The 22,524-nt window shown below is 62.1% G+C and carries 22 protein-coding genes; 9 read left to right on the top strand and 13 right to left on the bottom strand.

Annotated elements, in window-relative coordinates:
* Positions 1-3: 3 nt before the first annotated feature.
* Positions 4-549 (bottom strand): AAA family ATPase, encoded by a 546-nt coding sequence (locus tag RWJ89_RS04980; protein ID WP_316030647.1) that lies wholly within the window; start codon positions 547-549, stop codon positions 4-6.
* Between the two features lie 278 nt (positions 550-827).
* Between RWJ89_RS04980 and RWJ89_RS04975 the strand changes: the two genes are divergently transcribed.
* Positions 828-1,214 carry a cupin domain-containing protein gene (locus tag RWJ89_RS04975; RefSeq protein WP_316030646.1) on the top strand — a complete coding sequence of 129 codons (387 nt, stop codon included), beginning with the start codon at positions 828-830 and terminating at the stop codon, positions 1,212-1,214.
* A 296-nt stretch (positions 1,215-1,510) separates the two neighbouring features.
* Positions 1,511-2,038 (top strand): cupin domain-containing protein, encoded by a 528-nt coding sequence (locus RWJ89_RS04970; RefSeq protein ID WP_316030645.1) that lies wholly within the window; start codon positions 1,511-1,513, stop codon positions 2,036-2,038.
* Between the two features lie 79 nt (positions 2,039-2,117).
* On the opposite strand, the gene RWJ89_RS04965 is transcribed toward RWJ89_RS04970, so the two are convergent.
* Positions 2,118-2,852 (bottom strand): phosphotransferase family protein, encoded by a 735-nt coding sequence (locus RWJ89_RS04965; protein WP_222038192.1) that lies wholly within the window; start codon positions 2,850-2,852, stop codon positions 2,118-2,120.
* 452 nt (positions 2,853-3,304) lie between these two features.
* Here RWJ89_RS04965 and RWJ89_RS04960 point away from each other — a divergent pair, with 452 nt between their 5' ends.
* A complete protein-coding gene (locus RWJ89_RS04960; RefSeq protein ID WP_062943321.1) occupies positions 3,305-3,640 on the top strand; it encodes an antibiotic biosynthesis monooxygenase family protein in 336 nt (111 codons plus the stop codon).
* A gap of 191 nt (positions 3,641-3,831) precedes the next feature.
* Here the strand turns inward: RWJ89_RS04960 and RWJ89_RS04955 are convergent, their stop codons facing one another.
* Positions 3,832-4,695, bottom strand: a complete 864-nt coding sequence (locus tag RWJ89_RS04955) for a DMT family transporter (protein ID WP_316030644.1) — start codon at positions 4,693-4,695, stop codon at positions 3,832-3,834.
* An 88-nt stretch (positions 4,696-4,783) separates the two neighbouring features.
* On the opposite strand from RWJ89_RS04955, the gene RWJ89_RS04950 reads away from it, so the two are divergent.
* Positions 4,784-6,193: an aminotransferase-like domain-containing protein gene (locus RWJ89_RS04950; RefSeq protein ID WP_316029640.1), complete on the top strand. Its 1,410-nt coding sequence runs from the start codon at positions 4,784-4,786 to the stop codon at positions 6,191-6,193.
* 218 nt (positions 6,194-6,411) lie between these two features.
* On the opposite strand, the gene RWJ89_RS04945 is transcribed toward RWJ89_RS04950, so the two are convergent.
* Positions 6,412-6,813, bottom strand: coding sequence for a response regulator (locus tag RWJ89_RS04945; protein WP_003560657.1), 402 nt, complete (start codon positions 6,811-6,813; stop codon positions 6,412-6,414).
* A gap of 9 nt (positions 6,814-6,822) precedes the next feature.
* Positions 6,823-8,520, bottom strand: a complete 1,698-nt coding sequence (locus RWJ89_RS04940) for a sensor histidine kinase (protein ID WP_316030643.1) — start codon at positions 8,518-8,520, stop codon at positions 6,823-6,825.
* Positions 8,521-8,655: 135 nt separating this feature from the next.
* Here RWJ89_RS04940 and RWJ89_RS04935 point away from each other — a divergent pair, with 135 nt between their 5' ends.
* The gene (locus RWJ89_RS04935) at positions 8,656-9,192 is read left to right on the top strand and encodes a GNAT family N-acetyltransferase (RefSeq protein ID WP_168287137.1); all 537 of its coding nucleotides are present in this window, start codon (positions 8,656-8,658) and stop codon (positions 9,190-9,192) included.
* Between the two features lie 171 nt (positions 9,193-9,363).
* Here the strand turns inward: RWJ89_RS04935 and RWJ89_RS04930 are convergent, their stop codons facing one another.
* Positions 9,364-12,243 carry a helix-turn-helix transcriptional regulator gene (locus RWJ89_RS04930; protein WP_168287138.1) on the bottom strand — a complete coding sequence of 960 codons (2,880 nt, stop codon included), beginning with the start codon at positions 12,241-12,243 and terminating at the stop codon, positions 9,364-9,366.
* Positions 12,244-12,561: 318 nt separating this feature from the next.
* On the opposite strand from RWJ89_RS04930, the gene RWJ89_RS04925 reads away from it, so the two are divergent.
* Together RWJ89_RS04925 and RWJ89_RS04920 are read left to right on the top strand one after the other, a co-directional pair.
* Complete coding sequence (locus tag RWJ89_RS04925) at positions 12,562-13,143, top strand: glutathione S-transferase N-terminal domain-containing protein (RefSeq protein WP_131642774.1); 582 nt, start codon at positions 12,562-12,564, stop codon at positions 13,141-13,143.
* Positions 13,140-13,994, top strand: coding sequence for an alpha/beta fold hydrolase (locus tag RWJ89_RS04920; RefSeq protein WP_168287139.1), 855 nt, complete (start codon positions 13,140-13,142; stop codon positions 13,992-13,994). Before RWJ89_RS04925 ends, RWJ89_RS04920 begins: the two co-directional genes overlap by 4 nt.
* Before the next feature lie 55 nt (positions 13,995-14,049).
* Here the strand turns inward: RWJ89_RS04920 and RWJ89_RS04915 are convergent, their stop codons facing one another.
* The 3 genes from RWJ89_RS04915 to RWJ89_RS04905 form a co-directional block, all read right to left on the bottom strand.
* Positions 14,050-14,964 carry a phosphotriesterase family protein gene (locus RWJ89_RS04915; protein ID WP_131642776.1) on the bottom strand — a complete coding sequence of 305 codons (915 nt, stop codon included), beginning with the start codon at positions 14,962-14,964 and terminating at the stop codon, positions 14,050-14,052.
* 206 nt (positions 14,965-15,170) lie between these two features.
* Positions 15,171-15,827 (bottom strand): Vgb family protein, encoded by a 657-nt coding sequence (locus tag RWJ89_RS04910; protein ID WP_065282502.1) that lies wholly within the window; start codon positions 15,825-15,827, stop codon positions 15,171-15,173.
* Between the two features lie 49 nt (positions 15,828-15,876).
* On the bottom strand, positions 15,877-17,097 hold the full coding sequence (locus RWJ89_RS04905; RefSeq protein WP_168287140.1) for a helix-turn-helix domain-containing protein: 1,221 nt from the start codon (positions 17,095-17,097) through the stop codon (positions 15,877-15,879).
* Positions 17,098-17,216: 119 nt separating this feature from the next.
* Between RWJ89_RS04905 and RWJ89_RS04900 the strand changes: the two genes are divergently transcribed.
* Both RWJ89_RS04900 and RWJ89_RS04895 read left to right on the top strand, forming a co-directional pair.
* Complete coding sequence (locus RWJ89_RS04900; protein ID WP_316030642.1) at positions 17,217-18,014, top strand: DUF899 domain-containing protein; 798 nt, start codon at positions 17,217-17,219, stop codon at positions 18,012-18,014.
* 5 nt (positions 18,015-18,019) lie between these two features.
* On the top strand, positions 18,020-18,370 hold the full coding sequence (locus tag RWJ89_RS04895) for a hypothetical protein (RefSeq protein WP_131642783.1): 351 nt from the start codon (positions 18,020-18,022) through the stop codon (positions 18,368-18,370).
* Between the two features lie 296 nt (positions 18,371-18,666).
* Here the strand turns inward: RWJ89_RS04895 and RWJ89_RS04890 are convergent, their stop codons facing one another.
* From RWJ89_RS04890 to RWJ89_RS04875, 4 genes are all read right to left on the bottom strand, one after another.
* Positions 18,667-19,308 (bottom strand): metallophosphoesterase family protein, encoded by a 642-nt coding sequence (locus RWJ89_RS04890; protein ID WP_131642779.1) that lies wholly within the window; start codon positions 19,306-19,308, stop codon positions 18,667-18,669.
* Positions 19,309-19,749: 441 nt separating this feature from the next.
* Positions 19,750-20,580 carry an inositol monophosphatase family protein gene (locus tag RWJ89_RS04885; protein WP_168287143.1) on the bottom strand — a complete coding sequence of 277 codons (831 nt, stop codon included), beginning with the start codon at positions 20,578-20,580 and terminating at the stop codon, positions 19,750-19,752.
* Entirely contained in the window at positions 20,577-21,407 is an 831-nt protein-coding gene (locus RWJ89_RS04880) for a glycerophosphodiester phosphodiesterase family protein (RefSeq protein WP_222420123.1), read from the bottom strand. Before RWJ89_RS04880 ends, RWJ89_RS04885 begins: the two co-directional genes overlap by 4 nt.
* Positions 21,408-21,417: 10 nt before the next feature.
* Complete coding sequence (locus RWJ89_RS04875) at positions 21,418-22,524, bottom strand: ABC transporter ATP-binding protein (RefSeq protein ID WP_131643034.1); 1,107 nt, start codon at positions 22,522-22,524, stop codon at positions 21,418-21,420.

Raw genomic sequence — 22,524 nt, 5'->3', positions numbered from 1 at the left:
GCCTCAACCGTTCCCCAGCCAGCCCACCTCCCGCAAAACCGCCTTCGACAGCGTCTCGGGCGCCTTGCCGTCCGTGTGCACGACGATCATGCCCGTGGCATCTTCACTCGCCATGCGCCGGGCTTGTCGAAGCGAGCGCTCTGCCTGCTCTTCGGCACCGGAGCCACCCTCGCGCTGGGCGAGGCGCGCCAGGATCGTCGGCTCCGTGGCGGCCAGGCGAACCACTGTAATCTCTGCATCAGGTATCGCGGCCATAATCCACCGCCGGTCAAAAGCGAGGTGCATCATGACGCCTGACATGATCAGGCGCGAGTGCCCCAAGGCCCGGTATGTCGACCAGATCGCCGCCAGGTTGATGCTGCTGACGTCGAGCGTTCCAGGCCGGTGCCTCTCAAGATCGTCCGGGCTAGGGCGCGGGAACAGGCGATCGAGTTCGTCCGTTTCAATAACCGCATGCGCCACGCCTTCAGCGGCAAGCTGAGCGCTCATCTCCCAGCACAGAGTGGATTTTCCGACGCCAGCCGGCCCAGTGACCAGGACGATTTGCATACCGTCTCCTCATGTCGATGCAGTGCTATTTCTCCAAATAACGGCAGGTTGGCAAGGGCGACGCGACGGAATGTCTGTATCGCTTGGCAAAGAACTCATCTCAATATCACAAAGAGTAGCTGTTCCCAGCCATCCAACCCCACGCAATCCTACCGCCCCCGCAGGATACACTGGCTTACAAAAATAGGGGTCCGCAGACACATCCCTGGTTCAATCATCGACTTAAATCCCGATGCGGCCAACCGGTCGGAAATGGTCAATTCAGGAAGGATGACGACATGAAAATGATCCAGGCTATCGCGCTCGCCCTTGTTCTCGGCGGCGCAGTGACAGCACACGCGGAACAGCCGCTACAGCGCACTGATCTCATCAAGAACGATATCGATGTGCCCGGCCACGAGGTCGTCCAGGTGCGCGTCGATTTCGCGCCCGGCGTTCTCGCCCCCAGTCACTCGCATCCCGGCGAGGAGATCGCCTTCGTCATCGAAGGAACGCTGGAATACCAGCTCGATGGCAGGCAACCGGTTACCCTTAAAGCCGGCCAATCCTTGTTCATTCCCAAGGGCGTCGCTCACTCTGCGAAGAATGTCGGCAGCGGCAAGGCTTCGGAACTGGCAACCTACATCGTCCTCAAAGGAGAGACACTCGTCGTGCCTGCCAAGTGAGCCGTTCGTATAACCAGTGATCATGCCGGCACCACCTTTCTTCCCATTCCTGTGCTCGCCGCAGGAATGGAGGAAACGTGGATTTGGCTGCCATTGATAAGAATTCGCTTTGCCGACGCCGCCCCTCGGACCCGCTTATTGGAAGAGGGTTAGCGCGAAGGACGCCCGAGCCGAATGGCGAAGGACAGCCACGCCACTTGCGTGGAGCCGCCGTTTCACGCTTGCGGTCTCCTTCCATTCACGGCAGCATGTCCGTGTCCTCAATCATCCGAACCTCTCACATCAGGAGGATTGCCATGGCAACGTTGGAGCGGCCGGCCTTTGTCGTCCATTGGAGCGAGATCGAACGGCCTGACAACTCGCATTATGACGATGACGACGAGCTGATGAGCATCGGTGCGCCTTTCGGACGCTATTTCGGCCTGGCCAAATTAGGCATTCATCACGAGCGCCTGCCGCCTGGCCGGCGCACATCCTTTCCGCATGCCGAGAGCGCCGAGGAAGAATTCGTCTATGTCATCGAAGGCGCGCCCGACGTCTGGCTCGATGGCCATCTCCATCGGCTGAAGCCCGGCGACGCCGTCGGATTTCCTGGCGGCACCGGGATCGCCCATAGTTTCCTCAACAACACGCAAGCCGAGGTGCACCTCCTCGTCGTCGGCGAGCGCCATAAGGCCGAAAACCGGATTTTCTACCCCCTCCACCCTCACCGCCGACCGCTGCACGATGATTGGTGGGATGACCATCCCACTCATGCCCTCGGTCCGCATGACGGGATGCCGGATCTGGTGCGGGAAGCAAAGGGCCGAGGAAACAGCGAATAGGTCAGCCGGGCCGATAGCCGGCCGCAATGGCGGCTTCGCGCAAAGCGGAGACCAACGCTTGCTTGAGCTTCGACAGTTATCAACTCACGCCAGCCAACCGCAACAGCTCGTCATTTTCCTGCGCAACGCCTTCCGTCAGCCGGGCGGCGGCAATCGGCGGAAGCCAGGCCAGAATGCCGCCGACCTCCGCCCCGGTGACCGAGGCGTAAGCTTGGACATAGCTCATCGCCCGGTCCGGCATCGCATGGTGCAACAGGACGTATGTTCGGCAGACATCGGCCAGAGGATTGCCGCAGCAGGCGTCGAGCCAGTCGACGATCATAAACCCCTGCCCCGAACCATGGATATTCCAGGGGTGAAAATCGCCGTGACATACCCTGTCGCCATCCGGAAGCGAATCGAGTTCCAACAGGAGCCGCTTTCTGGACGCTGCGTCCAAGCCCTCGGCTCGCCGGATCCTGGCGGAAAGCCTGGCCATGAGAGACGGCAACCCGTCGCCGGGTTTTTCGTGAAGTCTTCGATGCAGTTGCGCCATGTCTTCAAACGGCGCTCTTCCTGCCGTCGAGACGAATTGGTCGGCAAAACAGGAGCTGGGCGCGCGATCCATCAACACGCCCCAGCGCCCATCGAATTCACCGACCGCATGGACCTTTGGCGCCGGCAGCGCAAGCCTCTCAAGGACCGACAGGTTCGCGGCCTCCCTGAATGACGACGCCTTGGAGGCGGCTCGCCTGTACAGCTTCAGCGCCAAGGCGCCATATTCGAAAACCTCGGCCTCTTTACCCGAACCAAGGATCCGACCGATTTCGGTCATTGCAGAGCCTCCATTTAAAGTCAGGACAGCTCGCGGAGTTGTCGCGATCACCGTCATGGCAATCTGCCATATCGGCGAAAACAGTGGAACGAATGTCGAGGCCTGCTCCCGCCGCCACAAGTTCCACACTGATTTTATCGCCGGATTAAAGTGCATCGCGGAGTGCCGATCGCGCAGGCTGACAGGATCATCCCCGTCAAGCCAAAACAAAACCCGTCAGTTGGACGTGTCATTCCCTTGTCGCACATCGGCCCGCCGCATATCTTCTCGGCAGCGGCCGCGCTCCGATATCAGGGCAGCCATGGCGGAACCACATCGAGCCACCATGGCGGATGCCTCACGATGAAAGGCAATCCGCCGCATCTAAGATTACTCGTTTTCGCAGTATGCCGAGAGCATTGCGATCGCGGCGCTGAGCCGCGCATGATGACGTTCAACGGATCGGAGCCCAAATGTCCATCGCCGCTTTGCCTGAACCGCCATACTACATGGTCAGTTTTTCCTCTCAACGAACAAAGGTCGACAACGGCTATGGCGAGATGGGTTATGCGATGACGGAACTCGCAAAACAGCAGCCGGGCTATCTGGGCTTCGAAAGCGCACGCGGGGCCGACGGTTTCGGCATACTCATTTCGTATTGGAAGGATGAGGACAGCATTCGAGCCTGGAAATCCGTCGTCGATCACGTTGAGGCGCAAAATCGCGGTCGGTCAGACTGGTATACTCGGTATGAAATCCGTATTGCGCTCGTCGAGCGAGCCTATGGATTCAATATTGAAGAGACATGAGTTGGCTTGTTGAAGGGAGTTCTACGACAGCCCAAGAGCAGATTCGATCTCCTCATGCTCAGATGCTGAGTGACTTCACGGCCGAATTGGCGAAGCGCCTTATTCGCTTGCCGGCACCTCCCCGCTTACAAGGAGGACGCGGTAGCGGTCTCGCCCTCCTAAACTTATCCTCTGTAAAGCGACTGACAGGCCTACCGCGCAAACCTGCGGGCGCCGGCGACGCAGAGGATGACGGCAACGGTCACGGCGAGCATGGCTGAGGTCACGGGCTCGTGCAGCAGGGTTGCGGCAAGCGCCAGGCCGAAGAACGGCTGGAGCAGCTGCAGTTGCCCGACGGCGGCGATGCCGCCCTGCGAGAGGCCGCGATACCAGAAGATGAAGCCGATCAGCATGGAAAACAGCGAGACATAGGCAAGGCCGAGCAGCGCCGGCGTTTCGATGCCGGTGAAGGTCTCCGGCCGATGGAAAAGTGCCACCGCGACCGTCACCGGCAGCGACAGCACGAGCGCCCAGGAAATCACCTGCCACCCGCCGAGCGTGCGTGACAGCCTGCCGCCTTCGGCATAGCCGAGGCCGCAGACGACGACAGCCGCCAGCATCAGCAGATCGCCGACCGGCGAGGCCGTCAGGCCCTGCGTCAATGCGAATCCCGCCACCAGCGCGCTGCCGAGAACCGAAAAGACCCAGAATGCCGGCTTCGGCCGTTCTTCGCCACGGATCACGCCGAAGATCGCGGTTGCGAGCGGCAGCAGGCCGATGAAGACGATCGAATGGGCCGACTTAACATGCTGCAGCGCCAGCGCCGTCAGCAGTGGGAAACCGACCACGACACCGAGCGCGACGACCGCCAGGGAGAGGATATCACCTCGGCTCGGCCGCTTCTCTCTGAAAGCAATCAGCAGGCCAAGCGCGAGAAAGCCGGCGATCGCCGCACGTGCCACGGTGAGGAAAACCGGATCGAACTGCATCACCGCCACGCGCGTCGCCGGCAGCGATCCGCTGAAGATCACCACCCCGATAAAACCATTGATCCATCCCGATGCCATGCGGTCCATGATGTGCTGCACTCCTTCATTCTGACTCTTATCGGCCAACACGGATGGTCATGATAGTGACAATCTGATACGATTTTGCGAAACTGTAGTGATGCAGAAAGCAATACAGATGAACGAGGGACGCACACGCGTAGAGATGGTCGTCGCGACGATCAGGCAGCGCATCGCCGGGCGCAGCCTGACACCGGGCGCAAGACTGCCTTCCGTCCGGGGGCTGGCCGCGACGTTGAAGCTGTCGACTTCGACCGTCGTCGACGCTTATGAGCGGTTGGTCGCCGAAGGCGCGATCCTGGCAAGACCAGGCTCGGGATTCTACGTCGCCAACCAGGCAGCGCCCTTTGCACTTGCCGAGACTGGCCCGAAGCTCGACCGCGCGGTCGATCCGTTCTGGATATCGCGGCAATCGCTGGAGGCCGGCGAAGCCGACCTGAAGCCCGGCTGCGGCTGGCTGCCGCCCTCCTGGCTGCCGGGAGACGGCATGCGCCGCGGGCTCAGAACACTTGCCCGCGCCGATGGGCCGGCGCTTGCCGACTACGGCTCGCCGCTCGGCTTGCCGCAACTGCGCCAGCTGATTTCCCGCCGCATGGGCGAACGGGGGATCGAAGCCTCTCCCGACCAAATCATGCTGGCCGATTCCGGCACGCAGGCAATCGATCTGCTCTGCCGTTTCCTGCTGGAACCCGGCGACACCGTGCTGGTCGACGATCCCTGCTATTTCAATTTCCATGCGCTGCTGCGCGCCCATCGGGCAAAGATCGTCGGTGTGCCCTACACGCCGTCCGGTCCCGATATCGATGTATTTGCCAAAATCGTCGCTGATGAACGTCCGCGGCTCTACATCACCAACTCTGCCATCCACAATCCGACCGGCGCAACCTTGTCTCCCGTTACGGCTCACCGGGTTCTAAAACTCGCCGACCAGTTCGACCTGACCATTATCGAGGACGATATCTTCGCCGATTTCGAATATACGCCGGCACCCCGCCTTGCCGCCTTCGACGGGCTCGAGCGAGTCATTCACATCGGCAGTTTCTCGAAGACCCTGTCAGCCTCGGCCCGCTGCGGTTTCGTCGTGGCGAAACCGGAATGGATAGACGGCCTGACAGACCTGAAGATCGCCACCTCCTTCGGCGGCGGCCGGCTGACGGCGGAACTGGTGCTGAATGTCTTGAGCGACGGCAGCTATCGCAAACACATGGAGACGCTGAGACACCGGCTCTCCCGGGCGATGAGCGAGGTCTCGGCCAGACTGAAGAATCTCGGCATAACGCCTTGGCTGGAGCCCCAGGCCGGAATGTTCCTCTGGTGCCGGCTCCCCAACGGCATCGATGCGGCTGATGTGGCGCGGGCCGCACTCGAAAAGAGGATCGTTCTGGCTCCCGGAAACGCATTCAGCCTGTCGCAATCGGCAACGAATTTCATGCGCTTCAACGTGTCTCAGATGCTCGATCCGCGAGTGTTCGAGGTGTTGGGCAATGCGCTGGCAAGAAGAGGATAATGGAAGGTGGGCGGTAACGGATCAAGCGCCCTCTTCTCGCGGCGTCCACCAACGGTGATTGTTTAGGAGCGGTATTCACCAACGTCCCTCATCCTGAGGCGCGTAGCCCGGAGGGCGACGCAGCTCCTTGCATGCATCCACGCCGGCGCGCCCGCCTCGCCCTTCGAGGCCCCTGCGGGGCACCTCAGGATGAGGCTCTCTTAGGTGCCGCCCAACCATCAGAACGACCGGTGAACCGCCTTGTCGTTGGCAAGACGCGTCACGCAGCCTTCGAGCTTGGCGAGCAGCAGATCGAAGTCGAGCGGCTTCGTCAGATAGTCCGCCGCTCCGCCGCGCAGGCCGGCCAGCGTGTTTTCCCGGTCGGTCAGCGCCGTCAGCAGGATGAAGGGGATATTGGAGAGCTCCGGGTGATTGATCTGAATTTCCGCCAAAAGCTGGTGCCCGTCCATGACAGGCATCGAAATGTCGCTGATGACGATATCGGGCCATTTCGACAGGATCATTTCCAGCCCTTCGGCGCCATTCGAGGCCTCGAGCGTCTTGTAACCGGCTTCGCTCAATTCTTCGACGAGGAGATTCCGGATCTCGACTTCGTCTTCTATGCACAGAACTGTAACCATGACTCTTCCTTAAGCTGCGACTTGTTGATCCGACAATAGAAACGCTATTGGCAGAAGAATGGTGAACGTTGTGCCTTTGCCGAGGTCGCTCGTCACCTCGACGGTACCGCCATGCAGTTCGACGACCTGCTTGACGACGTTGAGGCCGATGCCGGTTCCGGCAATGCCCGTCGCGCTGCGGGCACGGTAGTAGGGCTGGAACAGCTTCGGCAGATCCTCCGCATCCATGCCGATGCCGCTGTCGGAGATGGCAATCTCCACCGTCTTCTCGTCGGTCCGGGCGCGAAGATGAATATCAGGCGCGTTCGGCGAATATTTGACGGCGTTCGAAATCAGATTGGTGAAGACCTGTTCCATCGCGCTGCGGTCGAATGTCAATACATCAGGTATGGGCTTGAGATCGAGATGGAACAGATGCGAGCGGCTGAGCTGGCGCTGTCTGTCGCAGCAGGTGACGAGTACCGCTTTCAGATCGCCTTCGCTCCGCTTCAGTGTGATCTGTCCGGTTTCGAGCCGGCCGCTGGCGAGGATGCTCTCCATCAGATCGACCATGCGCACCACCGCGCTGCGGATCACGCCGGCTTTTTCGTGAACGTAATCACCACTGACATTGGTTATCGAGCGGCAGAGCCGCTGGGCAGCGGCATCGATGATGGCGAGCGGCGTGCGAAACTCGTGAGAGGCCATGGCGACGAACTGGCGCTGGAGCGCATTCACCTGGCGTTCGTGCACCAGCAGGCGATCCAGCTCCTCTCTCTGCCTTTCGATCTCGGCCGTTCGATCGGCCACCATCTCCTCCAGATGGTTGCGGTGGTGGGTGAGCTGCGCCTGGCTGTCCAGCAGGGTCAACGAGGTGCGATGCAGACCTCGTCCGAGCCAGAAGACGACGGCGATTAGCAGCGCCAGGCAGCCGAGCCCCGCCGGCGCAATCTGTTTAAGCAGCATAAATCCGGGCAGGATAGGCGGCCACACGAGATAGCCGATCGTGCCGCCGTCATGGGACGGCACAGGCACCTGCGCCCGCTCGTCCTCACCCTTCGAAGGCGCGAAATGTAATCCTTCAAGCCGCGCATAATGGGCGATGCTTTCGGCAGCTTTTCCATCGATGAACTTGACCGAGACGGCGATGAACTCCTGGCCCGCCTCGATCTGCATCCGGGCCGAGCTCGGCAGAATGGGACGTGCGCTGGCAATTGCCGGCCTGTTGCCGATCATGATCGTGCGAACCACAGCCAGTTTACCGAGCGCCTCTGTGCCGGGCTTCGCAGACCGATCGACGAGAACGGCGCGCATCTCTGCGGCAAGCGCGGTCATTTCTCGGCCGTCGTCATTACCGAGCCGGGGCGGCATGGCATCCGCGCCGTCGCGAAACGCAAACATCAGGCGATTGGTATCGTCGAAGATATAGGTCCTGTCGTGACCAAAATACCGGCTCGTCCACTGGCCTACATTATCAAGCAGCCATTCATGGTTCCGCTGCTTGGCATAAAGGAAGGCATCGTCCCATTTGGTGACGCTTTCCTGCTCCCGGGGAAGGGCCGCGATCTGCTCTTCCAATCCGTGGCCGACGAAGTCGGCCTGCCGGCGCAAGGAGAGATCATCGACCTTCACCGCGGCGAGCCACGCAAACCCGCACAGCAACACGGCCGCCGCGCAGGTGAGCGTCACCAAGACGAATGTAATGTGGGATGTGAGCCCGACCTTCAATACCTGCAACCTTTTGATGGCGCCCGCTGCCTGGAAGTTGACACGTAAAGGTTGACGGAGCGTGAATTATGCGCTCCCGTATCGGTCTGCGGCAGGTCTCAGATAGGCATTCCGCAATCGTTGAAGGAGAAGCGCATGGATGCAGCAGCGTTGTCGGATACGCCGGGCATCAGGATCGAGCCGATCGCTGCCGTTCATATTGACAGCTTTCATCATGCGCTCGACGTGGTCGCGCGGGAGAAAAAATACCTGTCCATGCTGGAAGCAACGCCCCTGCCGCAGACGCGTGAGTTCGTGATGGGCATGATTGCGAAAGGCAATCCGCAATTCGTTGCCACCGCTGAAGGCGAGGTCGTTGGTTGGTGCGACATCAGCCGGCACTTCTTCCCGTCGCACGCCCATCGCGGAAGGCTAGGAATGGGGATTCTTCCCGCCTATCGGGGCAAGGGTCTCGGACGACGGCTCATCGAGACGACATTGAGAGCCGCACAGAAAAGCGGTTTTGCCCGGGTCGAACTCGATGTTTATGAAGACAACGCCCGTGCTATCGCTCTCTACGAAAAGACGGGATTTGCCCACGAAGGTATCGTCCGGCGTGCGGCGTGCATCGATGGCCGGTTCATCGATGCGATCAGCATGGCACTTTTGTTCGATGAGCGCGGCTTCTCATAGATCCTGGTATCGCCGTCGATTTTTGGAAAGGCTCCAGCAAGCCGACAGAGCCGAAGCGGCCGTCGCCCTCGGCAGCCGACGGCTGAGGACGCAATTTTGCTTGATCACTCCGGTCCAGCCGAATTTCCTTGTCCAATCCGTATGCGCACTGTGCATCCAAACCATCAATCCCTATCCCAGATCGATGATCCTGAGCCGGTGTGCGACCGCCGCGGCGGCGCCCCGGCTGGGGACGGAAAGCTTGCTCAAAATGTTGGACACATGAACGCTCGCCGTTTTCGAGGAAATGAATAGGTTCTTCGCGATCTCCCGATTGCTCTGGCCAGCCGCGACTAGCCGGAGGACCTCGAATTCCCGATCTGTCAGGCCGAGGGGCGCCTTCGGCGCCCCCTCATCCTCTTCATCTCGTAAACTAATACGCGCTTTTGCAGCGATGGCTTCAATCTGGTTGCCCAAAAGGCAGGCGCCGATCGAATGAGCAAGCTTCGCGCCGCGCCTGAAATGGCGCGCCCCACTCGTCCGCTTGCCGGCGCTCACTGCGGCGGCACCTGCCTGCATAAGGGCGTACGCCTGCCGAAAGGGCTGGTTCAATCCAGCCCAGCTTTGGGCAACCGCAGCCCATCCATCGAGATCAGAAACCGTGGCGCGCGACATCTCAGCCAAAATCGCCAGCCTCTCGGTCTGCTCTACCATATTTCGGCATGGGACCTGAGCGGCAAGCTCGGCCAGTTCCAGAGCAACGTCTCTCTGGTTCGTATCGACGGCAACGCGGATGGCGGAAGCCAGGAGCGGCCAGGAGGCGCCCCCTCGCTTCTCCAGGTGAGCCAGAGCAGATCTCACCAAAAGCGCCGACTGATCCATGTCACCTGATAACGCTGAGCTTTCAATGTCAAATTTCAGAAGGCTGGCTGCCATACCGGTGGCAACTTGAGGCCCCGGGGGGAGAGCCCGCAACGATCTTGCCGCTGCAGCAATTCGATCCGCATCCCCTAATGCCAAGGCGATCTCGGCTTGGCATTCGAAGACGTGAACAAGCCCCAATGGCAGCGGATCCAGGGCCGCCATCCGTTCGCATGTCTCAGTGGCTGCGGAGACATGGCCCAAGACCAAGAAGGCGCGGCAAAGGGGCGAACCGACCAGTGCTCCTATATACCGTGCCTGCCCGAGTTCGACCGTCCGCGCAAAAATCGCCGGTCCGATCTCAATGATCTGACCATATTCTCCTGCGTCGAGCAGCGCCTGCAGCAGTGCTGCGCCCGCAAGAATCTCGACTCGGCCTATGGACACCTGCTCCGCCCGCATTGCGACGGTCCGATGGGCATCGATGCGAGACACGTTCGGCGTCATGTCCAGCGACGCCGCAATGATCAGGGCCTCGATACGGTATTCCTCATCGTCGAGCCTCTCCGCCAAATCCCTCAGTTCCTCGCCCAAGCACCTGGCGCGATCGAACTCTCCCCGTAAAATCAGCGCACGGGAAAACTGTCCGAGGGCATCAGCGCGCAACCTTGTGGGACGGACTGCATGATCGAGCGCGCGCTCAAGGTCTGCGATCTCGCCTGGAAGAAGCGCGTGCTGACGCATTACCGCGCGCTGCAGAAGAAGCGCCGCCAATTGTTCGCCGTCGCCGTCGGCATCCAGTTCGGCGAGCGCGCGTTCGACAAAGGCGAGCCCCTGCTCCGCCTCCGCTGCCCAGCAGGCGGCGTCAGCAGCGAGTTCCAACACCTTGCAATGGTCCACGCCGATCAATCCAGTCGCATCTTCGACCTCGGGCCACGCCGCTAACACGAGCTTCAGCATCTCCATCTGGTCTACATAGGCGAAAGTGGCAGCGGCTTCCGCCGCAGCATGCCAGGCCCATTTTAGGCAACGTTCTGCTTGGCCGGCGCCGTGCAGATGACGCGCGAGCGCTACGGAATGCCAAATCCGGTAGCTTGGAACCGGTCCGCGTTCGAGCACGTCGGCATAGAAGCGATGGATGGCCACCTTTTCGCCGGCGATCAGGTCGCCCCGCACAGCGTCCTGGATGAGTGCGTGGCGGAACGCATATCCATCACGATCGGCCGCGACGACCCCCGCCGAAATCGCGGGGCGCAACAACTCTGCGAGTTCGAGGTCATGTTTGTTCGCCACGTTGCGAAGTAGCGAATGGGTAATATGCGGTCCGCCGAGCGCCATCACTTTCAACAACTTGGCCGTGGATGCCGGCAGGTCTCTCACGCCTCTCAGCAGGTAATCGTTGAGCGAGCCTGGAACATCTGTGCGCAAGCTTCCGCTCGCATCGATAAGTGCCTCGGTAAACAGCGGGATTCCGCAGCCCCGCAAATACACGCTGTTAATTGTAGCAGGCGTTGGCGGCGATCCGAGCAGGCCCTGGAGCTGCATGGCGATCTCCGCGCGGGTGAGGCGAGGAAGTTTCAGCACTTCAGAACCCTCGGAAAGAGAGAGGTCCACGATGGTTGTCCGCAATGCGTTGGGGCCGTTCGCCTCCTCGGGTCGATAGGTGACGATCAGCATGAGCCGTATTTTCTTCAGCCGCGTCGAAAGAAAGCGAAGCAAATCGCAGGTTCCCTGATCGGCCCAGTGGATGTCCTCGATGACCAGGACGAGCGGCATCTCTCGCGCCAATTCCTCGAACAACATTCGAAGTGTCTCGAACAGCCGTGACCTTGCGATGCCCGCATCAAATCGCTCGGAGGTTTCGCCGAGTTCGGGAAGAAGCCACGCCAGTTCTCGGGCACCCTCGCCGCTGACAAGCGATCCGACTGCGGACTGGCCGCGCAGGCGAACCAATTCATGCAGAAGAGCTGTAATAGGCGCGTAAGGTAAGGCCGATTCCTGGTGCTCAATGCACCCACCTTTTAGGATCAGGGCCCGGCCTGAGAGTCGATCGGCGAACGCGTCGACCAGCCGGCTTTTTCCGCCACCTGCTTCTGCCCCGAGAAGAATGCAACATTGCCGACCGCCAGAGACATCTCGGAAAGCGGTTTCCATGGAATTGAGTTCTGCGGCTCTGCCCGAAAACCGCGCCCTTTTACGGAAAGTCGACACAAAATGCTCCGATACCTGAAATTCGAGATTGCAGAGATGAAGCCATAATCATCCCATGTGTACAACCGGCAGCAGGCTGCCCGATCCCGACGGTTAGTGCCGCCGACTAGATGCGCTCAGTCGGTTCGACTGGATTTTTCTGCCCCCGGACATGCATTTCAAAGCGGTCCTACTCAATATGCCCGATGCGGCACCCCCACCTTAGGCGCAGTATGCGGACATGAAGAGAACGTCTGAACGCGGGCGATCGGGTAACCGCCTGACGCTGCCCACCTCTTCTTGGACCAGGGCATATGAAACGAAGAAAGGAGCGGTTGGATGAAACTTTACTTTGCGCCCGGATTCACCAGCTTGGCGGACCACATCGCCATGCTGGAGGCTGGAATTCAATTCGACCTGGTCAAGGTCGACCTGGAGACGAAGCAGATTGAAGGGGGCGGCCGATACATGGACATCAATCCGACGGGCTATGTGCCCGCCCTTATGTTCGACGATGGAGAGGTGCTGACCGAAAATGTTGCCATCCTGGCTTGGATCGCCGAGCGCGCACCGGAGTTGGCACCGCAGGGTCATCTGGGCCGCGTCCGCCTACTCGAGATGCTGAGCTTTATCGCGACCGAGATTCACAAGCGCTTTCCCACCTACCTATCGCTTCCGGAGGAAGTCAGGGAGCCGACGGGTCAGCAAATAGTGCACTGGTTCGGCTTCGTCGCCGGCCGACTTGAGCGGGGCTATCTGTTCGGAGAGACCTTCACGGTCGCTGATGCCTATCTTTTCCAACTCGCGTGGGGCGCGGCTCAACTCGGATTCGCTCTGCCCGAGCCGTTAGGCGAATACATCGCACGGATCGAACAAAGGCCTGCGGTGCAAGCCGCGCTGCACCGCGAGGGCCTCGCATGAGTGGGCTGATGATCCGCACTGACGGGGTCGAGCTCGCAACGCAGAGCTTCGGCAATCCGAACCAGACGCCGTTACTTCTGATCATGGGCGGAATGGCGTCGATGCTGTGGTGGCCGGAGGAATTCTGCCGTCGGCTCGCCGAACGGGGTCGCTTCGTGATCCGCTACGACCAGCGCGATTCCGGCCTTTCGACCAAATATCCGCCCGGTCGACCCGGCTACACCTTCGAGGACGCCGTCGATGACGTCTTCCGTGTACTCGACGGCTACGGAATCCCGAACGCTCATATCGTCGGATTTTCCCTCGGCGGCATGGTCGGGCAAGTGGCCGCACTAAAGAGCCCGGAACGCGTGCTTTCCCTAACGGCGATCAGTACCTCGCCGGTCGGTGTGGACACGTCCCATTTCCCTCCGAGCGGCGAGGCCTGGCTGGAACATACGGCCGTGGAAGCGGACTGGTCGGACCGGGCGGACGCGGTCGCGTACCTGGTCGAGGATGCGCGCCTGACCGCCGGAACGGCACGTCCATTCGACGAAGCCGGAACTCGAGCATTCCTCGAACGGGACTTCGACCGCTCCGGAGGCTATCTGAGCGCCACCAACCACAGCGTCCTCTTTGAGATCGGCGAGACATGGCGGGGCCGGCTCGACGAGATGAACGTACCGCTTCTCGTCCTTCACGGCACCGCCGATCCGGTCTTTCCGCCGATGCACGGAGAGACGCTCGCGCGGACTGTGACAGATGCGAAGTTCGTGAAGATCGAAGGTGGCGGCCACGAACTTCATCCCGGAGATTGGGAAGAGATCATTTCCGCCATCGACGAACATGTCGAAAGATCGATGTGCGTCTAGTAACAGAGACAAGCCAATTGGGGATTGAGATATTGGGTCGTGCCCGGCCACTCCCCTATCGGGCGAAAGCCTCAAACGGATTCTCATGGGTCAGGCGCATCAGGGTCCCGTCATCGATGCCCCGCCGTTTCAACTCGGGCAGCAAGACCGTGGAAAGATGGGTGTAAGGCTTGGGTATCCCGCCCATCGGCAGCGCCGGATCGAACCAGCCCCGGTCATGGCTCAGCAACAGGCGGTCGCCGCAGCCCGCCTCCAGCGCCTTGATCACCAGCTCCGCCACCTCGTTGTCCCCGGCCCGGCCGACATGGTCATACTCGATCCAGGCGCCGCGCTCGGCGACGGCGACATTAACGGCGAAATCCTGTTCTTCCTGCGTGTGGATCGAGATGAACCTGTCGGCCCGGTAGCCCTCCGCCTCGATGACGTCTAGCTGATCCATGACGACCCGTCCTCTGATCGTATGACTGCCGATGACGGCGTCCGTCTGCGCCGCCGCGCGCGCGGCTGCGCGCAGGATTTTCGTCTCGAGCGCCGTCATGCCGTCATCGCCGGCGCTGAGCTTGATCCAGCCCGCCTGGAAGCCGGTCTCGCCGATCTGCTCGGTCAGCTCGGCAAGCATCCACGCCTCCAGTTCCTTCTCGGAAGCATGGCGAACCCATTCGGGAATCCAGGGCTCGCGGTAATTGCCGGTGGGAACGACGATCGGAAAATCCGTCGCGAGCGACACGGCAAGATCGATATCCGCGCGGCGCCCGACGCCGCCCGTCGAGCATTCGACCAATGCCGTCACACCGAGCTTCTTGATCCGTTCGATCTCAGGGGCCATCAGCCGAACGACGTCTTCGATCTCTGCTTCAGCATAACCGGGCTGGTCCGGCGTCCTGAGGTCGACGAAGACATGCTCGTGCGGCAGGATCATCCCAAGTTCGGATTTGCTCTTGGGCCCGAGCGTCGTGCGCAGATGTTTCAAAGTCTCTCCCCCGCGATCATACCGGCTTTGCCTACAGGCATCGACTGACACTGCCGCCAAAGTAGATCGTCACGTAACGAATTCAATCGCTCACTCGGTTGAAATTCCCGCAACCTGATCCTTGATGTCGACTTCCGACTTGCTGGCAGGCCGCCTGTCGCTGGGGAAGGATATGCTGCATTGGCCTCTTCAACGTCGCATCGCGGCTACTTCCCCTTCCCCTCCTTGCCCTGCGCCGGCCGGCTGATCGCGCGGACCTTGCCGCTGGCGCCGCCACCGCAAAAGAAGCAGTCGGCGCCGTCGGATTCGAGGCCGGAAACGCCGGTTCCCTCGGGCATCTCCAGCCGCTCCAGCACTTCGCCGGTTTCGGGGTCGATGCGCCTGACGTCGCTGTCATCGCCCTCCCAGGTACCGTGCCAGAGCTGGCCATCGACCCAGGTGACGCCTGTCACGACGCGGTTGGATTCGATGGTGCGGAGGATCTTGCCCGTCTCCGGGTCGATCTGATGGATCCTGCGGCCGCGGTGCTGGCCGACCCAGAGCGAGCCCTCGGCCCAGGCAAGGCCGGAATCGCCGCCATTGCCGGGCGCCGGGATGGTGGAAAGGATACGTCCGGTCTTCGGGTCGATCTTATGAATGACATCCTCGGCGATCTGATAGAGAAACGTGCCGTCGAAAGCCGTTCCGGCATGGGACGCAACCTCGATCGAGCGCACCACCTCGCCGCTTGCGGGATCGAGCGCGTTCAGCCTGTCGCCCGAGGCGAACCAGACATGCTCACCGTCGAAGGTGACGCCGTTGACGCGCTCGGCGCCGGGAAAAGGTCCATATTCACGAATGATCGTCGCAGCCGATTTTTTCATCTCTTCCATCCTGTTCGCCCGTAGGGCCATCTTCATCGGTCAGGCCATACTAGTCGCTTGGCAAAGGTCCCGGGAGTAACAAGATCGTCGGGAAACCGGGCAGCGGCGGGCTCATCCAGCGCCGCGCCCGTCCACGCCCGAAGGATTGCACTTTGGCCTCCCCGGCAAGCGAATCCAGCGCCCGCTGCACGGTGCGCGGGCTGGCGCCGAGCGCGATCGCCAGCGCCGAGCTCGACCACGCCTCGCCATCAGCGAGAAAGGCGAGCACCGCCCCATGCTGGCCTTCGACCAGCGGCGCCAGCACGACGGTCTCGCCGGCTCGCCGCGGCGAAAGCGCAAAACCGCGTTTCGTCGCCGAAACCTCGGCGAGCGCCCGCAGCTCGGCGCGCAACCGGCCGATCTCGACGCGCAGCCGGGCACGATGCGATTCATCGGCATGTTTCCCGCGGAAGGCGCGCGCGACGAGCGTGCCCCTGGCCATGTCCCCCGGCGAGGCTTCGGCGAGCGCTCGAGCGAGCGCAAAGAGCACCGGCCGCGTTGCCAGCGACACGGAAAGCTGATCGTCTCGCACGACATGGCGGCAGGCATCGACGACGAGCGCACCCGAGCCTAGCAATTCTTCCACCTCCTCAAGCCGCAGCGGGCTTTCCCGCCAGCGCGAGATCAGCCGTGCCACGGGTGCGTTGAGTACGTCGGCGGCATTTTCTACCTCCGCCGTCAATACGGGCATACCGGCCTCGCGCGCCGCCTGCCTCGCCCTATCAAGCGCCGCACGCGCCGCTTTCGTCTGCAGGCGCCGGATCGCGATACCCGCCACCACTAGCTCGTGGGCAGCCCTTGCCGCCGGCGGCAGCGGCGTCGGGTCGAGTGTTTCGAGCGCCCGCTCGGCCTCGTCGAGCCGGCCGATCAGCACCAGCCGGCGAAGCTCGACATTCCTGGCATGGGCAGCGTTGATCCTGTCGCCATGTGCTTCGAGCACCTTGCGCGCCGCCTCCAGCGCTTTGGGCGGCCAGGTGAGATCGCGCGAGACCAGCGCGATCTCGGCCTCGGCGACCACGCAGCGGGCTCGCGCCACCGCCTCCCGCGGGCCGAAAGCACGCGCCGCACTCTTCAATAGCGCCTTGGCACGGACGAGATCGCCGAGCTGCGCCATCGCAATGCCGCGCAGCGCCAGCGCCGGCGCATCGTCGCGCAGCGCCACCCGCTTCAGCGCGCCGAGCGCATCTCCCACTGCCAGCGCCCGCGCCGCTGCCGTGATCAGCGAGTCCATTCAAATCCCGTCACACTTGTCACTCCCACCATTTCCCCACCCGGCCTTAGATTTGTCGTCGACCGGCAAGCAAGCCTGCGCCGGATGCTACGACGAGAGACAGGCAAAGGAGAAGACCCATGACGACAGAGCTGAACGCAACACGGCAGCAATGGCTGGCGGCTCGCCTCGATTTGCTCGAAGAGGAGAAGGCGCTGACCCGGCAGAGCGACGCGCTGGCGATCAAGCGCCAGCAATTGCCGCGTGTCACGATCGACAAGCAATACCGCTTCGACACCGACGCCGGCAGCATCTCGCTGAAAGACCTCTTCGGCGGGCGCTCGCAGCTTCTCGTATATCACTTCATGTTCGGGCCGGATTATACCGCGGGATGCCCCTCCTGCTCCTCGATCGCTGACGGTTTCAACGGCTTCTTCGTTCACCTGGAGAACCACGACGTCGCCTTTTGGGCGGTCTCGCGGGCGCCGCTCGCAAAGCTCGAAGCGTTCAAGCAGCGGATGGACTGGAGCTTTCCCTGGGCCTCCTCCTTCGGCAGCGACTTCAACGGCGATTTCAGCGTCTGGTTCTCTGCCGAGCAGCAGCACCAGGGCGAGGTAGACTATAATTACGGCCGCGAACCGCCCGCTCCCGAACCGCTCCCAGGCAGGACTGTCCAGGAATGGCAGCCGCGCGACAGCGAGGCCCCGATCACCCAGATCGCTGCCATGACCGGCACCGATGTCCCCACCTATACCCGCGACCGGCCGGGCGTCAGCGCCTTCGAGCTTATCGACGGCGCCGTCTACCATAGCTATTCCAGCTATGCGCGCGGGCTGGACGGGCTCTGGGGCGTGTACCAATGGCTCGACCGCGCACCGAAGGGCCGCAACGAAACCGGCATCTGGTGGCGCCACCACGACCGGTACGGCAAGGAGTGACGCCGATGCTGCTCTCCGCCCACACTCCAAAGGGAGCCGACGGCAACGCCACACTCAACGCCGCCGAATGGCTCTCGCTGGCCGCCTCAGCAGACGGATCAGTTGCCAAGCCGAGCAGTGGCATCGCTAACACGGGCGGCCGGATCGCCGCCCACAGCGCCAACTGGCTGTCGCTCGCCGCCGCCCCGACATTCGGGGTCATGGCGCTGCTGACAGCCACGATCGGCAGCGCCGACATGATCTGCACGACGACGCCGGATACCTTCGCGATGGGCGGAATGGTGCCGATGTATCTGCTGATGAGCGGCTTCCACCTGGCGCCCTGGCTACGGCTCGCCGCCGGCTGGCGGGTCTGAGTGGGCGGTGATGGTCCCAAGCGCCGCCACATCTCTCCTCCGTCATTCCTGTGCCCGTCACAGGAATCCAGTGCGCCCAAGTCCTTGGGCGCGGGAGAACGACTTCCTTCTGAGAGTCATTCACGGCGCCGACGCGCCGTGGCTGGATTCCTGTGACAAGCACAGGAATGACGGAGATTGGGGTGGCGTCTCGCCAAACTTTCTGCTGACGAGTCATGGCGGGGCGATAGGCCTCCCCACTCCGCAATGCTCCACCCGCCATCTCCGGCTTTATACCCTTACCGACACGACCGAGTTCACGCCCTCACCTCGATAAAGTCGATCGGCCCGCCGGCAACATCGTCGTCGAAGACCGCACAGGAAAGCTTGCCGCCGAAGACGCAGCCGCTGTCGATGTTGGTGCGGTTTCCTGTCGTCATGGGATTGGACATCGATGGGGTATGGCCGTGGACGAGGTGCTTGCCCCAATATTCGCCTGGCTCACCGGCCACGAACCGCATCCATAGAAGATCGTCCTGGCTCTGCCGGTCCAACGGAAATGCCGGATCGACGCCGGCATGGACGAAGATGCGATGCCGATCGACATGCATGAGCGGACGATCGGTCGCCCATTGCAGATGCTGCGGCAAAACCCTGCCACCATAGGATATTTCGGTCTCCAGCCCGCCGTTGCCAAGCCACACGGCTCTGCTCTGACCGTCGGCATAGGCAGCGACCATCATATCCTCATGATTGCCTTTCAGGCAGATCCATCTCCACGGCTCCGATGGACCGGCAATGATCCGGTCGAGGACACCTTTGCTGTCAGGCCCGCGATCGATGTAATCGCCAACGAAGACGACCGTCCCTTCAGACGCATAAGCCTCGATCCGATCGATCATCCTTTTCAGCGGATCGATACAGCCGTGGATATCACCTATGGCGAATGTGTAGCGCATGTTTCATTTTTAGCGCCTGTCGGGGGCCAGGTGAAGTCCTGATCGCCGCGGCGGATCTCAATACTGCCGACAGAAAATCCGGCTCATTTCCCTGCACTTACGGCAATTGCCTCGCCTTTGGCTTGAGTTCACATATTGATCGCCGCATCGGCCATCGAGGACCTCTCCTCCGTCATTCCTGTGCTCGTCACAGGAATCCAGTGCGCTCAAGTCCTTGAGCGCGGGAGAAGGGCTTCGTCATATGAGAGTCCCTCACGGCGTGGACACGCCGTGGCTGGATTCCTGTGACAAGCACAGGAATGACGGAGATTGGGATGGCGTTTCGCCTGAGATCGCGTCGGCACACTAGGAACAGCACGCCGAATGCTGGAAACTGCATGGCCGGAATGGCGCGTCGCAAGCCGCGGCGCGCCAGAGCGTCCTGCCGAACCACAACCGCTATCACCCCTCGACAAAACCCCGCCGGATCGCCTCCCAACTCTCCGCATCCGGCGCCAGTAGCAGCCGGCCCTTGGTCATCGCAGGACGATAGGCTTCGCCGCTGAGCAATGCCCCATAGCCGCCGGCTTCGTGATGGATCAGCACGCCGGCGGCGTGGTCCCAGGGTTTGAGCTCGGCGTTCAGCGAAAAGCTCATAGCGCCTGTTGCCACCGCCCGGTATTCATAGGCCGAGCAGCGCCACGTGGTGGTGCGGGCAAAGTGCAGCATGCTCTGAGCATAGACCGACTGCTCCTCGGCGGGAAACATATGCAGCGGCACGAAGCCGTGCATTTCCCCGATCGGCCCCGGTGGCGCGACGCTGAGCCGGGTCTGCGTGCCATCACGGGCAATATGCCACACCCCTCGCCCCGGCCGGGCGGCGAGGAAATCGCCGGTCACGGGATAGTGGATCAGCCCGGCCACCGTCTCGCCGGCAGAGACGATCGCCACGATCATGCCGAACAGCGGCAGGCCATGGGCGAAATTCCAGGTGCCGTCGACAGGATCGATGATAACGGCGAGATCGGCGTCGGCAAGCCGCGTCAGAATCGACAGATCGGCGGAGACCGCTTCCTCGCCGACCAGCAGCGCCTCGGGAAAGTGCGCCGACAGCGCTTCGGTGAGCCGCCGCTCGGCACCGATATCGGCATCGGTCACCAGATCGTCAGGCGCGGTCTTGGTGCGAATACCCTCGGCGGTGACGCCGAGGAAGCGGGGCAGGATTTCCGCCTCCGCCGCCCGGCGCATATCCTCCATCACGGCGAAGAATATGTCGTCCGACACGTCCCTCATGCGCGGCGCGCCTCGATATAGGCCTTAAGCGCGGCGGGCTGGTCGGTCTGGATGACGCTGATGCCGGCCGCCATCATCCGACCCCAGATCGCATCGGGATCTTCAAGGGCCGCACTATCGGTCAGGCCGCAGCAGGAGACCGGATCGAGTGTGTTGACCCAGAGGGAGATCCCGGCGTTGCGCAGACGTTCGTGCTGGCCGGCCAGCGTCTCAAGCTCATCGAACTTGGCTTCGCACATGAAGGGGCGCGCCGCGATGACTGCCTTGGCTGTCTCTTCGGCGCTCCCGACCCTGAAAAACGCCTGGCCCATGAACGGAATGCCGTCGATCCCGGGCTGCCTGGCGAGCCAGGCCAGCGCCTCCGGCGTATCGGCGCGAGCCTTGAGATCGACCTGGTCGGCCATGCCCATCTCTTTGACCTTGGCCGCGACGATATCAATCATCTCGAGGTCCTTGAGGTCGAGATCGACGAAGATGCGGCCACGTACGGTTTCGAGCACCTGTTCCAGCGTCGGAACCGTCTGCGTCGTGAACGGCTGGTCCGGCCCGCCATCGGCCATGCGCAGCCGCAGGCTGGTGATCTCGGCGATCGTCATCTCCTCGGGGATGCGATCGATGCCGGCCATGCGCTCGAGCGTGTCGTCATGCAGGATGAACAGCACGCCATCGGCGCTCTGGCGGATATCCACCTCGACGATGTCATAGCCGCCGGCAATCGCATTCTCGATTGCGGCAAGGCTGTTCTCCGGAGCCTGATGCCAGGCGCCGCGATGGGCGACGATGGCGCAGGAACGCGACGGATCGGCAATGTGGTCGATGTATTTCATGGGACTTCCTTTAGTTTGCGCTGAGGGCGCCGGGTATGGCCCTGCCGCTCGCTGCATCGAAGAGATGCAGGCGGGAAGCCGGGAGATTGAGAAGGAGTTGGCTGTGATCCGGTATCTCGACGCCGAAGGGCGTCGCGATCCTGACGACCGAGCCGCCCAGCTCGGCTGCCAGGATCGCGTGCGAGCCGAGATCCTCGCGAAACCGCAGAGCTGACGTGACCACATGTCCGTCGGCCCCGCCGTCAATCAGGACATCCTCTGGCCGGATGCCGAGCTGATAGGCGCCGGTAAGCCGGGCCTGCGCCACCACCTGCCCGTCGGCGAGCCTGAGTACCGTGCCGTCGCCGATGACAGGCAGGATGTTCATCGGCGGCGCGCCAATGAATTTGGCGACGAAGACCGAGGCCGGCTGGTGATAGATCGCTTTCGGCGTGTCGAACTGTTCGATCCGCCCCTTGTTGAGGATGAGGATGCGGTCCGCCAGCGTCATCGCCTCCACCTGATCGTGGGTGACGAAGACGGTGGTGGCGCCGATGCGCCGGTGCAGTTCGGCAAGCTCGACACGCATGTCGTGCCTGAGCTGAGCGTCGAGGTTGGAGAGCGGCTCGTCGAATAGAAGCACGCCGGGCTCGCGTACGATGGCGCGGCCGATCGCGACGCGCTGGCGTTGGCCGCCGGAAAGCTGCCCGGGCTTGCGGCCGAGGAAGTCCGACAGCCCGAGCATCTTCGCCACCGCGCCGACCCGCTCGATGCGCTCGGCCTTCGCCATGCCTGATACCTTGAGGCTGTAGGCGATGTTGTCGAAGACGCTCATATGCGGGTAGAGCGCATAGTTCTGGAACACCATGGCGCAGCCGCGATGTTTCGGCTCCAGATCCTGCACCTGCCGGCCGCCGATGACGATCGTGCCGCCGCTCACCCGCTCCAGCCCGGCGATCATCTGCAACAGCGTGGACTTGCCGCAGCCGGAGGGACCGAGCACGACGGTGAATTCGCCGGCTCGGAGTTCGACATCCATCGGCGGGATGACGACGGTCTCGGCGTCATAGGCCTTGGTGACGCCTGATAGCGTGATGTTGGCGGCAGCGGCGCGGATGGCCATGTCGATGGCGTTCAT

The sequence above is a fragment of the Rhizobium sp. 10PS4 genome (assembly GCF_032464805.1).
GTDB lineage: Bacteria > Pseudomonadota > Alphaproteobacteria > Rhizobiales > Rhizobiaceae > Rhizobium > Rhizobium laguerreae.
The sequence above is the reverse complement of the archived record's forward strand: the minus strand, read 5'-3'. Positions and strand labels throughout refer to the sequence as shown.